The 15,193-nt window shown below is 54.5% G+C and carries 17 protein-coding genes; 7 read left to right on the forward strand and 10 right to left on the reverse strand.

All coding sequences use genetic code 11. The features are described from left to right. Window positions 1-4: 4 nt before the first annotated feature. Genes hemW through rph form a run of 3 tightly spaced genes read right to left on the reverse strand, consistent with a single transcriptional unit; the run spans window position 5 to window position 2,585 of the window. Window positions 5-1,210, reverse strand: coding sequence for a radical SAM family heme chaperone HemW (gene hemW / locus IB237_RS00265; protein WP_192486629.1), 1,206 nt, complete (start codon window positions 1,208-1,210; stop codon window positions 5-7). Then, complete coding sequence (gene rdgB / locus IB237_RS00270; RefSeq protein WP_192486630.1) at window positions 1,210-1,854, reverse strand: RdgB/HAM1 family non-canonical purine NTP pyrophosphatase; 645 nt, start codon at window positions 1,852-1,854, stop codon at window positions 1,210-1,212. The genes hemW and rdgB overlap by 1 nt, the downstream gene beginning before the upstream one ends. A 14-nt stretch (window positions 1,855-1,868) precedes the next feature. Beyond that, window positions 1,869-2,585: a ribonuclease PH gene (gene rph, locus IB237_RS00275; RefSeq protein WP_192486631.1), complete on the reverse strand. Its 717-nt coding sequence runs from the start codon at window positions 2,583-2,585 to the stop codon at window positions 1,869-1,871. A gap of 186 nt (window positions 2,586-2,771) precedes the next feature. On the opposite strand from rph, the gene hrcA reads away from it, so the two are divergent. Together hrcA and grpE are read left to right on the forward strand one after the other, a co-directional pair. Next, window positions 2,772-3,863 (forward strand): heat-inducible transcriptional repressor HrcA, encoded by a 1,092-nt coding sequence (gene hrcA, locus IB237_RS00280; RefSeq protein WP_192487796.1) that lies wholly within the window; start codon window positions 2,772-2,774, stop codon window positions 3,861-3,863. Window positions 3,864-3,982: 119 nt separating this feature from the next. Further along, window positions 3,983-4,633, forward strand: a complete 651-nt coding sequence (gene grpE, locus IB237_RS00285; RefSeq protein WP_192486632.1) for a nucleotide exchange factor GrpE — start codon at window positions 3,983-3,985, stop codon at window positions 4,631-4,633. Window positions 4,634-4,693: 60 nt separating this feature from the next. Here grpE and IB237_RS00290 read toward each other — a convergent pair whose 3' ends face one another. The 7 genes from IB237_RS00290 to lptC all read right to left on the reverse strand — a co-directional run bounded on the left by IB237_RS00290 (window position 4,694) and on the right by lptC (window position 11,083). Continuing rightward, the gene (locus tag IB237_RS00290) at window positions 4,694-5,839 is read right to left on the reverse strand and encodes a dienelactone hydrolase family protein (RefSeq protein WP_192486633.1); all 1,146 of its coding nucleotides are present in this window, start codon (window positions 5,837-5,839) and stop codon (window positions 4,694-4,696) included. A 133-nt stretch (window positions 5,840-5,972) separates the two neighbouring features. After that, on the reverse strand, window positions 5,973-6,434 hold the full coding sequence (ptsN, locus tag IB237_RS00295; protein WP_192487797.1) for a PTS IIA-like nitrogen regulatory protein PtsN: 462 nt from the start codon (window positions 6,432-6,434) through the stop codon (window positions 5,973-5,975). A gap of 72 nt (window positions 6,435-6,506) precedes the next feature. Then, entirely contained in the window at window positions 6,507-7,082 is a 576-nt protein-coding gene (gene hpf, locus IB237_RS00300; protein ID WP_192486634.1) for a ribosome hibernation-promoting factor, HPF/YfiA family, read from the reverse strand. Between the two features lie 250 nt (window positions 7,083-7,332). Continuing rightward, a complete protein-coding gene (rpoN, locus tag IB237_RS00305) occupies window positions 7,333-8,868 on the reverse strand; it encodes an RNA polymerase factor sigma-54 (protein WP_192486635.1) in 1,536 nt (511 codons plus the stop codon). Window positions 8,869-9,022: 154 nt separating this feature from the next. Further along, window positions 9,023-9,808, reverse strand: coding sequence for an LPS export ABC transporter ATP-binding protein (lptB, locus tag IB237_RS00310; RefSeq protein ID WP_192487798.1), 786 nt, complete (start codon window positions 9,806-9,808; stop codon window positions 9,023-9,025). Between the two features lie 33 nt (window positions 9,809-9,841). Beyond that, window positions 9,842-10,405 carry an LptA/OstA family protein gene (locus IB237_RS00315; protein ID WP_192486636.1) on the reverse strand — a complete coding sequence of 188 codons (564 nt, stop codon included), beginning with the start codon at window positions 10,403-10,405 and terminating at the stop codon, window positions 9,842-9,844. 12 nt (window positions 10,406-10,417) lie between these two features. Then, complete coding sequence (gene lptC / locus IB237_RS00320) at window positions 10,418-11,083, reverse strand: LPS export ABC transporter periplasmic protein LptC (protein WP_192486637.1); 666 nt, start codon at window positions 11,081-11,083, stop codon at window positions 10,418-10,420. A 249-nt stretch (window positions 11,084-11,332) separates the two neighbouring features. On the opposite strand from lptC, the gene sppA reads away from it, so the two are divergent. The 5 genes from sppA to IB237_RS00345 all read left to right on the forward strand — a co-directional run bounded on the left by sppA (window position 11,333) and on the right by IB237_RS00345 (window position 15,185). Further along, complete coding sequence (sppA, locus tag IB237_RS00325) at window positions 11,333-12,286, forward strand: signal peptide peptidase SppA (protein ID WP_192486638.1); 954 nt, start codon at window positions 11,333-11,335, stop codon at window positions 12,284-12,286. 26 nt (window positions 12,287-12,312) lie between these two features. Further along, window positions 12,313-12,624: an integration host factor subunit beta gene (locus tag IB237_RS00330; RefSeq protein ID WP_192486639.1), complete on the forward strand. Its 312-nt coding sequence runs from the start codon at window positions 12,313-12,315 to the stop codon at window positions 12,622-12,624. Window positions 12,625-12,694: 70 nt separating this feature from the next. Then, entirely contained in the window at window positions 12,695-13,042 is a 348-nt protein-coding gene (locus IB237_RS00335; protein WP_192486640.1) for a DUF1049 domain-containing protein, read from the forward strand. Between the two features lie 128 nt (window positions 13,043-13,170). Further along, entirely contained in the window at window positions 13,171-14,328 is a 1,158-nt protein-coding gene (locus IB237_RS00340) for a class I SAM-dependent methyltransferase (protein WP_192486641.1), read from the forward strand. Continuing rightward, window positions 14,325-15,185: an RNA methyltransferase gene (locus IB237_RS00345; protein ID WP_192486642.1), complete on the forward strand. Its 861-nt coding sequence runs from the start codon at window positions 14,325-14,327 to the stop codon at window positions 15,183-15,185. Before IB237_RS00340 ends, IB237_RS00345 begins: the two co-directional genes overlap by 4 nt. Window positions 15,186-15,193 lie beyond the last annotated feature (8 nt).

Genomic DNA, 15,193 nt, shown 5'->3' on the forward strand with positions numbered 1-15,193 from the left:
TGCCTTAAGAGGCCAGGTCTGCAACCACGCTGTCAAGGATCAACATACCTGACGGCGTACAGCGAATGCGCGAATTGCCGAGACGCTCGACGAAACCATGTTGAATGAGGAAATCTTCGCGGTCCGGGTCCAGTTCACGCCCGGACAGCGACTGCCAGCGCACCAGATCGATCCCTTCGCGTAAACGCAGGCCCATCAGCAGCAACTCGTCTGCCTGCTCGTCATAACCCAGCATTTCCTGCTCGATCATGCCGTGGCCTTGCCGTTCAACCGATTCAAGCCACGCTTCTGGGTTGCGCTCTGTGGCGGTCGCCAGTTTCACCTTGCTTTGCGAAAGGCGTCCGTGTGCGCCGGGACCAATGCCAGCATAGTCACCATAACGCCAATAAGTCAGGTTATGGCGGCTTTCAGCGCCGGGGCGGGCATGATTGGAAACTTCATAGGCCGGCATGCCGTGACGGGCGGTAATCTCCTGCGTTGCCTCGTATAGCACTGCAGAATGCTCACCGTCCGGCACAATCAGTTTTCCGGCCTTGTGCAGCCCGTAAAAGGCTGTGCCTTCTTCGATTGTCAGCTGATAAAGCGACAGATGGTCCACCGCGTAGGAAATGGCTTCGGCCAGTTCCTTTTCCCACTCTTCCACCGTCTGATTGGGACGGGCATAGATCAGGTCAAACGACATGCGTGGGAATATCTCGCGCGCCAGCTTGATGGCTTTCAGCGCATCCGCAACGTCATGCAGACGGCCCAGAAACTTCAGATCCCGATCGTTAAGAGCCTGAACACCCATCGACACGCGATTGACGCCCGCGGCCCTGTAGCCGCGGAAGCGTTCAGCCTCGACGCTGGACGGGTTAGCTTCCATAGTGATTTCAATCCCGTCGGGCACATGCCAGTATTTGGCGATGCCATCAAGAATGGCGCCGACGGTCGAAGGCTCCATGAGGGATGGCGTGCCGCCACCCATAAAGATGCTGCTGACGACCTTAGGGCCACCAAGCGAGCGCATGGTCTGCATTTCCTTCAGAAACGCAGCTGTAAAACGCTCCTGATCGACCGGCTTGTGGCGGACATGACTATTGAAATCGCAGTAAGGACATTTGGCCGCGCAAAATGGCCAATGCACATATATTCCGAAACCGGGTTCCCCGGTATCAGGCAATAGAGTAGCACCGGGTGCAGATAGAGTACCGCTCCCGGCGCTGGTCATCATGCTTCGAGGCAGCTTTCAACAAAAAGCTTGAAGGCGCGGGCACGGTGCGAAAGTGCAGTCGCGTCGCCTGGCTTCCAGCCATGTTTCTGTTCAGACGGCATTTCACCGAACGTCGTGTCAAAACCTTCCGGCTGGAACACCGGATCGTAACCGAAACCTGCCGTGCCGCGTGGCGGCCACACAACAGTTCCTTCGATCTCACCACGGAACATTTCCGTGTGACCATCAGGCCAAGCAAGGCACAAAACACTGACGAAGCGGGCGGCACGATCCTTTGGATCTGTCACACCTTTGTCAGCAAGCGCCTTTTCAACCTTTTCCATGGCCATGGCGAAATCGCGCGTACCATCGGCGGTTTCTGCCCAATTGGCGGTGTAAACGCCGGGGGCGCCGTCGAGCGCATCAATCACCAGACCGGAGTCATCGGACAGAGCTGGAAGACCAGAAGCCTTCGCCGAGGCCCGCGCCTTGATCGCAGCATTTTCCTCGAAAGTCGTGCCGGTTTCATCCGGCTCTTCGAAGTTCAGTTCTGCCGCCGACTTTGCCGAAAAACCGAACGGACCGATCAGCTCGGCAATTTCGGCAATCTTGCCCTTGTTGTGGCTGGCAACGACGATGGTGCGGGTGTCGAGTTTACGCATGTCTTATCCGGATCTCAGGCGATTGCCTGCTTTTGCAGGGAAACCAGTTCGGCGCAGCCTGTCTTGGCAAGACCGAGCAGCGTCAGGAATTCCTGCTCGCTAAACGGTGCGCCTTCGGCAGTGCCCTGGATTTCAACGATACCGCCGGAACCGGTAATGACGAAGTTTGCGTCCGTTTCAGCAGACGAATCTTCAAGATAATCGAGATCGATAACTGGCTGGTTGGCGAAAATACCGCAGGAAATGGCAGCGATATGGTCTTTGAGAACCTTTTCGACCTTCAGCATGTTGCGGCTTTCCATCCACTTCAGGCAGTCATGAAGGGCAATCCATGCGCCGGTAATGGAAGCGGTACGGGTACCGCCGTCGGCCTGAATGACGTCGCAATCGATGCTGATCTGGCGTTCGCCCAGCGCCTGCAGGTCAACGACAGCGCGCAAGGAACGGCCAATAAGGCGCTGGATTTCCTGTGTGCGTCCACCCTGCTTGCCGGATGCAGCTTCGCGCTTCATGCGTTCATGGGTAGAGCGCGGCAGCATGCCATATTCAGCAGTCACCCAGCCCTTGCCGCTGTTGCGCAGCCATGGTGGGGTCTTTTCTTCCAGGCTCGCAGTGCAAAGTACATGCGTATCGCCAAACTTGACGAGACAGGAGCCCTCGGCGTGCTTGGAAAAATTGCGCTCGAATGAAACCTTGCGCATCTGGTCTGTTTTTCTGCCTGACGGCCGCATGACGGACTCCTCTTGAATTGGTCGGAGCCTTCTAGTGCCTTTCCCAAGCAATTGGAAGGCTCTGGCCCATCTATCCCGGTTTTGCGCCGCAAAACCGATCTTGGGAAGTGGAATTTCCGTTTTGCCGAAGGTCGATCAGTGATTATAGTTGATGGTCTCAGGCAATCGACAGAGATGACGGTCAATATGGGTTTTTCCATTCCGATAGCACAGGATCAATTCGCGTCGCTCGACGAACGTTCGCGCGAAATCTTCCGCCGTATCGTAGAAAGTTATCTCGAGACGGGAGAGCCGCTCGGGTCGCGTAACCTGTCGCGGCTTTTGCCCATGTCGCTTTCACCTGCCTCCGTTCGCAATGTGATGAGCGATCTGGAGGAACTCGGACTTATTTATTCGCCGCATATCAGTGCGGGCCGCCTGCCGACACATTCCGGTCTGCGGTTTTTTGTCGATGCCTTCATGCAGGTCGGAAACTTGTCTGATGACGAACGCGCCAATATCGATCGGAATATCGCGCCACTGTCCAATCGCGAACAACCCCTGCAGGGAATGATGACGCAGGCCAGCCAAACCCTGTCGGGCATGTCGCGGGGCGCTGGGCTAGTCATAACCACCAAAAACGATGTGGTCATCAAACATGTCGAGTTCATCCGGCTTGAGCCGTTCAAAGCACTCGCCATTCTGGTCGGTGAACACAATCAGGTGGAAAACCGTATCATTGATCTGCCGGCCGGCATCACATCTTCGCAGTTGACGGAGGCTGCCAATTTTATCAATGCCCACTTGTCCGGGCAGACACTGGATGAACTGCGAAGTGAACTGAATGCGCTGAAATTACAGGTGCAGACCGAACTTGGTACATTGGCGCAGGATCTGGTGGAACGTGGTCTGGCCGTTTGGGCCGGCGATAGCGAAGAGGGTAAACCCGGCCGTCTTATTGTTCGGGGACGCTCCAATCTGCTGGAAGGGCTTGGCAGCGAAGAAGATATGGATCGCCTGCGCCTGCTGTTTGACGATCTGGAGCGCAAGGACAATCTGATTGAAATTCTTGATCTGGCTGAAAGCGGGCCGGGGGTACGTATTTTTATCGGGGCGGAAAACAAGTTGTTTTCTCTGTCCGGTTCATCGCTGATCGTCGCGCCTTACCGTGATGATGACAATCGCATTGTTGGTGCTGTTGGCGTTATCGGGCCGACAAGGCTAAACTATTCCCGTATTGTGCCGATGGTCGATTATACGGCACAGTTGATGGGGCGGTTATCGCGAAAACCGCTATAGTTAGCTGCCATATTCCTCAACTGACAGTTCTTTGCGCACCGAATGGCGGCTAAGCCTTGATTTTTGCCCGTCAAACATCGATATCGGGCGCAACATCAAAATTTAATCTGGAGACCGTCATGACCGACGACACGAACAAGACCGGATCTGACGCAAAGCAAGCGGAAACGGCATATGAAGAAACTGTAGCGGACGCTACGGTTGATGAAAATTCCGCGCCTGTCGAAGAAACACCTGATCCTTCCGAGGCGCTAAAGGCGGAAAACAACGACCTGCGCGACAAGTTCCTGCGCCTTGCTGCTGAAATGGACAACCTGCGTCGCCGCACAGAACGCGATGTGAAGGATGCCAAGGCTTATTCGGTGGCTGGTTTTGCCCGCGATATGCTGGCCGTATCGGATAATCTTCGTCGTGCGCTCGAAGCAATTCCTGCCGAGCTGAAGGAAAATGCTGAAGCCGGCATTGCAGGTCTTATCGAAGGCGTTGAAATGACCGAGCGTTCGATGCTTTCGACCCTTGAACGCCACGGTGTTCGCAAGATCGAAGCGGAAGGTGAAAAGTTCGACCCGAACTTCCACCAGGCGATGTTTGAAATTCCAAACCCTGCGGTTCCCAACAATACGGTTGTTCAGGTCGTTCAGGCAGGCTTCACCATTGGTGACCGTGTTCTGCGTCCTGCCATGGTTGGTGTTGCCAAGGGTGGCCCAAAGGGTGAAGCCGCAGCAGGGGCTGAGCCAGGGACTGGCAGCCTGAATGAAAAAGATGCGTGATCTCTGATCACCAGCGTTTGAAACTTTTAAACCCCGGTCATCAACCGGGGTTTTTTAGTGTCAGGATCGGGAGAATTGCCGATCCAGCCAATCAAAGGCGTAGTCCTGCTGCTCGGCCTCGAAAACATGGGCGCCGGGCCAGATTTTGCTGTCCAGACAGTCTGCACGCTGCCATGCAGCCCATACATCCCCCATTTTTTGCAAAGCTTCAGTGACGGAGCTGACGGGAAAAAGCCTGTCTTCCTTGCCGGCAAAGACCAGTATGGGCCGCGGTGCCACAAGGCTTGCAACATCGGGATAATCCAGAAACTGCATAAGGCCCGGATGGGTCATGTGCCAAGCAGAACCACCACGCAGCTGGTTGTTACCCGGCACCATCAGACTCTTTGCTGTGGCCATCCAGTTCACCGCCACCGTCGCGGTGATAGTGTCGGTCAGAGCTGCAGCCTGCCAGGCGCGGAATGCGCCCATGGAAAACCCTGCTGATGCGATTTGTTGTTTGTTCACCGCAGGCAGACTGGCCAAAAATTCTGCGGTGCGGGTGTCCTCAAGCGCCATCAGACCGGCAAGGGAACTCCCCATATTGGCAAAATTGGCCGCCAGCGCCTGCTGTCCATCATACGTCAACGGCCCGCGATCGCCCCAGCCGAGTGCGTCAACTGCCAGCACGACATAACCGCGGCGTGCCAACTCGTCACCGGGAAACCTTCCTGAAAAATGTCTATCTGCCCACCCTTGTGCGGAGTGCAGCTTATCTGGATCATCCCAAGGCGAAATTAGTTTTTCTTTGCCGATATCGAATTTGGAACCATGGTCATGGTAAAAAACAGTTGCCGGAAATGGTCCCTTGCCCTGGGGTAACAAGAGCAAGCCAATAACCCGGCTGTCGCGCGTCAGGTTGAACGCAATCTTCCGGGCAATAAAATCACCACGGTCGATTTCATCGACAATTTCGGGATCAAAACCAGTTCTGTCTGGTGTCTGCCAAGTGAGTTCCCAGATCTTTGCTCGAGCTCGAGCCTTCCACTCCTCGAGATCGCTGACCTCAGGCGTCCATGCCATTGAATAGGTCAGTCGCTGTTTCAGTCGCTCACTGAAAACCGGCAGGTGGTCTCCGGTTACACCGGTCATTTGCACATCAGGCATCTGATCGAGGTCAAATGAACAGTCATCACCAACGCTGGCCCCACGCTTTTCCGGCTCCATGCATCCTCCGTCATCAGCGCTCACGTCTGATGACGGTTGATTTACCGCATGGAATGAAAAATCGGAATTGATTTTAAGGGGGATTATTAAAGCAGGTCGCTGTTGATAGACTGCTGCACGCCGTCGTGCAGCCTCAAGCGGCGTTGGCCTGCTCTTGGTTCAGGAAGGCATATATTGCCGTGTCCGAATCGGTTGCACGCAGCTTGGCAACTAGATCCTGGTCGCGCAGAACGCGGGCAATGCGTGAGAGGGCTTTCAGGTGGTCAGCACCTGCACCTTCAGGCGCCAGCAGCAAAAACACCAGATCAACAGGCTGGTCGTCAAGCGCCTCGAAATCCACGGGGCTTTCCAGACGTGCAAATACACCGACGATCGATGAAATGCTTTCGAGTTTGCCGTGCGGAATGGCAATGCCATGTCCAACACCGGTGGAACCAAGCCGTTCCCGTTGCAGAATGACGTCAAATACCTCGCGTTCCGGAACACCTGTAATCCGGGATGCCTTTGCAGCAAGTTCCTGGAGAAGCTGTTTCTTGGAATTTACCTTGAGGGCGGGGATAATCGCATCTTGTTGCAGCAGGTCTGCCAATGCCATTTCGTCTTCCTTTGTATCACCGGAGTGATTGGCGGGCGTGGTGACCACGTCCGCCAAACGTATTCCGACTGTTCAACCCTTTATCGCGGCTGCATCAATCCAGCCGATATTACCGTCGTGACGACGATAAACGATATTGAGGTATTCGGTTCCCGGGCTGCGGAAAAGCAGGACCGGTTCGTCTGTCATATCAAGTGCCATCACGGCATTTGCCACAGACATGGTTTTAATCTGTTTCGAGCTTTCCGCGACAATTGTTGGCGCGTAATCGTCCGGCACTTCATCATCTTCATCCGGAACGGCGTCCATAACCGTATAAGGAATTTCCTCGAAGGAAGGGACGTGCCCACCAGCATGGTGGTCTCTCAGTTTGCGCTTGTAGCGTCGAAGCCTCTTTTCGATTCGGGCCGCTGCTGCGTCGAAGCTGCCTTGCGGCTCGTTTGCTTCTCCCGCAGCATGAAGAACCACTCCGGTGTCCAGATGCAGCTTGCAGTCGCACGAAAAATGGGACGTCGATTTCTGAACAGTAACTTGAGCAGAATACCCCCCATCGAAATATTTCGTAACCGCCAAGCCGACCGCATCCTCGATCCTTTGACGGAACGATTCACCTATCTCCATATGCTTACCAGATACACGCACACTCATGGAATTTTCCTTTTTGTAGTGATTTGCGAATACCAGCTTACGTCAAGCCACGCGCTCATCCAAGCGATTCCAGACCTCTTTGGCCTTGCTGCGGCGTTCTGCCTTTCGATTAAGGGAGTTTGTTCGTCTCGATCATCCCGTAAAGGTGCGCGCTTCTACTCTTGGGGCAATCAGGAGTCAATGCTACCAAAGGCGGCTGGAGGCATATATTTACGGTTCGTTAATGTGCTGTCGGTGGCAAACGGCGCCCTTAGCCCAGTTTTGCAAGGGCTTTCTTCTCCCGCCGGCGCTGCACAGACGAGGGAATGTTCATCGCTTCACGATATTTCGCGACTGTTCTGCGAGCCAATTCGACCCCGCCTTGCTTCAGATTGTCCACAATGTCATCATCGGAGAGAACGGCATCGGGCGTCTCCTGAGAGATCATCACTTTTATGCGATGACGCACAGCTTCGGCCGAATGGCTGTCGCCTCCTTCCACGGCACCAATGGAAACCGTGAAGAAATATTTCAGCTCGAACATGCCGCGCGGTGTCAGCATATATTTTTTTGACGTGACGCGGCTGACGGTCGATTCATGCATTTTGATCGCATCCGCCACGGTCTTGAGATTGAGAGGGCGAAGGTGGTCAACACCATGCATCAGGAACGCATCCTGCTGCCTAACAATTTCGCTGGCAACCTTCATAATTGTCTTGGCGCGTTGGTCGAGGCTTCTTGTCAACCAGTTTGCATTTTGAAGGCATTCGGACAAAAATCCTTCGTCCTCGCCCTTACGGGCGGGCAGGCGCGAAATCTGCGCATAGTAGGACTGATTGACCAGAACACGCGGCAATGCGTCGGGATTGAGTTCCACAAGCCATGTTCCATCAGGTGTTTCCCGAACGATCACGTCAGGCACGATCGTTTCTGAAACAGAGGCTTCAAAGCCGGAGCCGGGACGCGGGTTGAGTGCACGAATTTCGCCAAGCATGTCGAGGAGGTCTTCCTCATCCACACCGCAGAGCTTTTTCAGGGTTACAAAATCTCGCTTTGCCAGCAGCTCCAGATTGCCGACTAACGCCTGCATGGCGGGGTCAAACCGGTCTTTTTGTCGAAGCTGTATCGCCAGGCACTCACTTAAAGAACGGGCGAAGATCCCGGGGGGATCGAGCGTTTGCAAGGCGGCAACGATACGTTCGATATCCTGCGCATCCTTGCCCAGACGCTCAGCCGTCTCGGACACGGTATCGGCGTGGATGTAGCCGGTCTCATCCAGCTGATCCACAAGGATTTCGGCAATTACCCGCGAAGTGGCATCCTGCAAAATGAACGGCACTTGCTGGTTGATGTAATCCCGCAAATTGGTTTTTGCCGCGACGAAGTCGTCAAGGTCATAAGCCTCGCCGCTATCATTGCCTGGCATCGATTTCCATTGATCGGCCAGTTCAGGGGCATCCGCCTTGCGCTGGTTACCATCATCCGGAAATACGTTTTCGAAACTGGTATCGAGCTGTTCACCAAGCCCAGTGCTGCGTTCGTTGTACCACTCATCCTGATCGGCAGCATGTGTGTCTGAAGGCTCAAAATCCCGCTCGGCAACACCAAAACTGTCTTCGGGGATGTCACTGCTCACGCCCTCATCACCTGCTGCAAATTCAAGCAGCGGGTTCTTTTCGACTTCCTGCGCAATAAATTGTTCCAACTCGCCATAGGTCATCTGAAGCAACTGGATTGATTGCATCAGCTGTGGCGTCATGACGAGCGATTGGCTTTGACGCAGAAAAAGGCTGGCGGATAATGCCATGACGGACGCGAAACTCCCCTTCAACGCCTTCCTGACCGCTTTTTTTAAGGTTGGCGGTGAATGAAATAGCACTTGGCCCAAAAATTGCTTTTTTATGAGATTTGGTCAAGCACAACAGGAGCGTCTAAAGGAAGATTCTTTCGCCAATGAGCGATTACAGGCTAAAATTATCTCCGAGATAAAGCCTGCGCACGTCGGGATTGTTCACAATATCGGTCGCGCGACCGTGGGTGAGAACCTCACCGGCATGAATAATGTAAGCCCGGTCAATCAGTCCCAGCGTCTCACGCACATTGTGATCGGTGATGAGAACGCCAATGCCACGTGCCGTCAAATGCCGCACAAGGTTCTGGATGTCACTCACAGAAATAGGATCGACACCGGCAAATGGTTCGTCGAGCAGCATGAAGGTTGGGTCTGTGGCAAGCGCACGTGCAATTTCAAGACGTCGGCGTTCACCACCCGACAATGCAACTGCCGGCGACTTGCGCAGATGCGCAATGTGGAACTCTTCCAACAGTTCGTTGAGCTTAGTATCGCGTTTCTTGCGATCCTTCTCGTGCACTTCCAGAACGGCAAGAATATTATCCTCGACCGTCAGGCCGCGGAAAATCGAGGCTTCCTGTGGCAGGTAGCCAACGCCAAGGCGGGCGCGGCGGTACATCGGCATTCCCGTCACGTCATTGCCATTGATGGCAATACGCCCGGAATCAACCGGCACAAGGCCAGTGATCATGTAAAAACAGGTTGTCTTGCCCGCACCGTTGGGTCCAAGCAGGCCCACGGCCTCGCCACGGCGCACCACAAGGGAAACCCCATTCACTACCCGGCGGGTGTTGTAGGTTTTCGACAGGCTGTGCGCGATCAGTGTGCCTTCGTAACGGCTTTTATCCCCTGAGAGATTGAGGGGGTTGCCGGGCGTGGCTTTGTCGGAGAACAGGCGAGATAGAGAAGGAATTTTCACGAGCAATTCTTATGGCTGTTTTTTCTGTGATTTCGGGTCGAGCAAAATGCGAACCGGCCCACCACAGCTGTCCAGCTTTGCCTGTCCGGTGTTCATAAACACCGTCAGCTTACAGCCGGTGAAAACGTTTTTGCCTTCAGATAGCACCACCTGCTTGCCCGACAGGATAAAGGTCTGGGCTGCCATGTCGAACTCGCCATGATCGGCCGTTGCTTCCTGTGTGCCGGAATTCAGGTACACCGTGTTATCGACGAAAATCTTTTCGATATCGGCATTACCGCTGGTGAGCGACGATCCTTCACCCTTGTAAAGCACGGTCATCTTGCCGGCCTTCAAGGTTGTAGTTCCCTGAACAACTTTCACATTGCCTGTGAAGTAGGCTTTGCGCTCCTGGTCCTGAATTTCCAACTGATCGCTTTCAATGGCAATCGGTTGGTCGTTGGAGAGCTTCAGCCCCTCCATCTGGCTCGTTGTGTTTTGCGCGGAGGCAGTTCCTGCCAGCGTCAAAACCGCAGCCGAGCCGGACAGCAGCGCGAGGATTGGGAAAATCGAACAACGTAAGGATCGTGACATCGGGTCGGGCTTTCAATTTTCAGCTTGTTGTATGGTCGATGCAGCGAGCCGTGCCCGAACCTGCCCCGAAAAAATTATTGTTCTGCCATTATCTGCGATCTGCATGCTTTGTGCAACAATCGAACCATCTTTGGTAGTAATGTCTACCGCTTCACTCGTTTGCATCTTGCCAGCACGCAAATCAACATCTGCAGATTGGAATTTTGCCTTGATGCCGTTGGTCATATTGATCTCGAACGGCGCAGTCATTTGCATCTTGTTGGTGTTGCGGTCAAACACGCCGCCGCTTGCTGTTACCTTAGCCACAATATCGTTCATGGGAACGGCGGCAAGCACATTTTCAAGTGTCATCAAATTTGGGCTGGCAATGTCCTGCAAGGCACGATCGGCGGTCATCGAATAGGCGATACCATCATCATTTCGACCCGCAACAGCCGGTTTTTCCATGACGATCTTGCCGTTTTCAATCGTCGCGCTCTCTACCGATACGTCAGCTGGCCACCAGGCCTTTATCAGCGACACACCAATAAAAACCATGGAAATCAGCAGAGCAGCAGCCGGAAGAATGATTTTCAGCCGGCGAACGCGCGAAGAATGTCGCATAGCAGTGCCATAGGCTGCGCCACCATCGGTGGGCACAGACGCAAGTGCTGGCGATTCGCGTAGCTTGTCGAGCATTCCTTAGATGTCCCGGGTAAAAGCGGACAGGATACCATAAATCCGGGTCGGCCTTTGTGTTTCAACGTTTGTCTTTGGCATGTGCGAAAGGTTCTGCCAATATGGTTTTTTATGCGTGCCATACAAGTAGGGCGTGATTTTTACCGAAAACAGGCTTTTTTATTTGTTTCCCGTGAGCGGCAATATAAAACCGGCTGTAACGCAAATAGTGTTAAGCCTTCGCTAGACCTCATCAAGGGACGTGAAAAAATGGATCGCATGGCAATCGCTGACAGGCGGCAATTACGCCGTAAGTTGACATTCTGGCGTGTTGCAGCGGTACTTCTTCTTATAGCAGCCTGCTTTACCGCATATCGCATGGTTTACACTCCAAGCTCAAAATCCGGCTCGGCGCATGTTGCCCGTGTTGAGATTTCCGGTTTGATTCGTGACGATACGGAACTGCTGGAACGGCTGGACAAGATTGCCAAGAGCGACAATGCCAAGGCGCTTATCGTTTCCATTTCCTCGCCCGGCGGCACGACCTATGGCGGCGAACGCATCTTCAAGGCAATTCGGGCCGTGTCTGACAAGAAGCCGGTTGTCGCTGACGTCCGTACTCTTGCAGCATCTGCTGGTTACATGATCGCCAGTGCCGGTGACGTTATCGTCGCTGGTGAAACATCGATCACCGGTTCCATCGGCGTTATTTTCCAGTATCCACAGGTAGGCCCACTTCTTGATAAGCTCGGCGTGTCCTTGCAGGAAATCAAATCGACGCCGTTGAAGGCGGAGCCGTCACCGTTCCATGAGCCGCCTGAAGAGGCGAAAACCATGATCCGAAGCATGATCATGGATACCTATGACTGGTTTGTTGATCTGGTTGCCGATCGTCGCAAACTGCCCCGCGAGGAGGTTCTGAAACTCGCAGATGGCTCGATCTTTACCGGTCGGCAGGCGCTGGCCGTGAAGCTGGTGGACCGTTTGGGGGGGGACGAAGAGATTCGCGCTTACCTTAAAGAGCGTGGTATAGACGAGAATCTGCCGGTCGCTGACTGGCGCGCGCCGTCATCATCCACGCCATTTTCACTTCTCGGGTTGGCAAAAGTTGCCAGAATGCTCGGATATGAGGATTTTCTGCCACTTGCAGGGGCTGCAAGCGAGGCAACCGACAAGTTGTTTCTTGACGGTCTCGTTTCGGTTTGGCAGGTTGAGCCACACTAAAAAGCCAATTCTTTCAGGGGGCCGTCGTGATTAAGTCTGAACTGGTGCAGATTGTTGCTGCGCGTAATCCGCACCTTTATCACCGCGACGTGGAAAACATCGTCAACGCGGTTCTTGACGAAATCACGGATGCTCTGGCGGGTGGTAACCGCGTTGAACTGCGTGGCTTCGGCGCCTTCTCGGTTAAAAACCGTCCTTCTCGTTCCGGTCGCAACCCACGTACAGGTGAATCCGTTTTCGTTGAAGAAAAGTGGGTTCCTTTCTTTAAAACCGGCAAGGAACTGCGTGAACGCCTGAACCCTGGTATGGGCGATGTCGAGGACGACGACGAAGATTGAGTTTGTGAGGATGCCGCTGGATGGTTTCATCCTTTGCGCATCGTGATGAAAAGCATGAACGGAGTATCCCATGTCGAAAAAGATCATCAACCTTCTGGTTTTGGTTCCGCTGGGTATCGTGCTGATCGTCCTGTCCGTTGCCAATCGCCAGTCGGTTACGCTGGCGCTTAATCCGTTCCGGCCGGAAGACAGCGTTTTGTCTTTCTCCGCACCGTTTTTTGTTTTCCTGTTTCTCGCCGTTATTTTCGGTATTCTCGTAGGCTCGGCGGCAACCTGGGTCACACAGGGCAAACATCGCAAGCGTGCGCGTGTTGAGGCGAAGGAAGCCAATCGTTGGCATGCCGAAGCGGACCGCCAGAAGGCTGTCGCCGCCCGCGCAACCGTCGTTCATTCAGACGCCCAGCTGCCAGCCAAGTGAACGCTGGCGCGAGTTAACGCCTTTTCTATCGCTGTTTTTCGTGCAATCGCGCTGAGGCCTTTGCCACGCGCCACACTGATGCTATTGGCTTTGCCAAGACAAAATAGCCTGAAATGGGAAAACTTCCGTTGAAGAAAAAAGATAACCGGTCCGGTGGCAAGAACTTTGCCGGACAGGATAAAAAACAATCCCGCCCGGTCCGCCCGGAAAAATCCGCATCCTCCAGGGAGCGCGGGCAAACGCAGCGCCGCCAGGAGGACACTCGGCCTGCCAGACCCGCTGTGGCGCCAAAAGACAAGATTGCGCAAAAGGATGTTGCTGCTGCATCCGCGGCACCCATCCCGCAGCGTAGCCTGATGAACCGCACCGGTGAACGCCCTGTAGAACAGGTGCCGGTCATTCTGGAATCGACCGGTGCCGGTGATTTCCACCTGATCGATAGCGGTAATGGCCTGAAGCTTGAGCAATATGGTGAATACCGTATCGTCAGACCGGAAGCGCAAGCGCTGTGGCGGCCAAATCTTGACCCGCGTGTCTGGGAAAATGTCGACGCTGTCTTTACCGGCGACACCGACGAAGACGGTATGGGACGCTGGCGTTTCCCGAAGGCGGCTCTTGGTGAAACCTGGCCGCTGTCGCTGCTGGGCGTCGATTTTCTCGGACGGTTCACGGCATTTCGCCATGTTGGCGTGTTCCCGGAGCAAATCGTGCATTGGCAGTGGTTGAAACATGCCGTTGAAAATGCAGGCCGTCCGGTCAAGGTTCTGAACCTCTTCGGTTATACCGGCGTTGCCTCCCTTGTTGCCGCCGCTGCTGGCGCAGAAGTAACCCACGTCGATGCGTCAAAAAAGGCGATCAACTGGGCAAAGGAAAACCAGGCACTTGCCGGACTTGAAAAAGCGCCAATCCGCTGGATTTGCGAAGATGCCATGAAGTTCATTCAGCGCGAAGAGCGCCGTGGCAGCACCTACGATATCATTCTGACGGACCCGCCGAAGTTCGGTCGTGGTACCAATGGTGAGGTGTGGCAGCTTTTCGACCACCTGCCGCTGATGCTGGATATCTGCCGTGAAATCCTGTCACCAAAGGCATTAGGCCTTGTTCTCACAGCCTATTCGATCCGCGCCAGTTTCTATTCCACCCATGAGCTGCTGATGGATATCATGCGCGGGGCCGGTGGAACGATTGCCTCCGGCGAACTCGTTATTCGTGAAGCGGGGCTTGATGGCAAGACGCCGGGTCGTGCTCTGTCTACATCCCTGTTTAGCCGGTGGGAGCCGAAATGAGTAAGGACTATCAAGCCGGAACACCGCGGCGCGTTGGCCAGGTGAAGGAAGTCACCAGCCTGACCAATCCCATCGTCAAGGATATCAAGGCTCTGACCCAGAAAAAAGGTCGCGAAGAGAGCGGTACCTTCATGGCGGAAGGCCTGAAGCTGGTCATCGACGCATTGGAGTTGGGCTGGACAATCCGCACGCTCGTCTATGCCAAGGCTGCCAAGGGCAAGCCTCTGGTGGAAAAGGTTGCGACAAAAACAGTTGCGTCAGGCGGACTGGTTCTGGAAGTCAGCGAGAAGGTTATTTCTTCGATCACCCGTCGCGATAATCCACAAATGGTCGTTGGTATCTTCGAGCAGAAATGGCGCGCGCTGCGCGATATTCAGCCATCGGAAAGCCAGACCTTCGTGGCGCTCGACAGAGTGCGCGATCCCGGCAATCTCGGAACGATTATCCGCACCGCTGATGCGGCTGGCGCATCCGGCGTTATCCTGATTGGCGATTGCACGGATCCGTTTTCGCTGGAAACGGTGCGTGCAACCATGGGCTCCGTGTTTGCTGTTCCTGTTACCAGGGCCAGCGTCGACGAGTTCTTGCAATGGAAAAAGCAGTCCGGCGTCAATCTTGTCGCCACGCATCTGGCCGGCTCGGTGGATTACCGGACCATTGCGTACAAGGGCAAGCCGGTTGTGCTGATGATGGGCAACGAACAGTCCGGTCTGCCAGAGGAACTTGCCTCCAAGGCGGATCGTCTGGCGCGTATTCCCCAGCAAGGTAGGGCGGATTCACTCAACCTTGCGGTGGCAACAGCCGTGATGCTTTTTGAAGCGCGGCGACATCTGCTTGATCTGGAGCTCCGCACGTAATGGAAAAA

This window comes from Agrobacterium sp. AGB01, from assembly GCF_014851585.1.
Taxonomy (GTDB): Bacteria; Pseudomonadota; Alphaproteobacteria; order Rhizobiales; family Rhizobiaceae; genus Agrobacterium.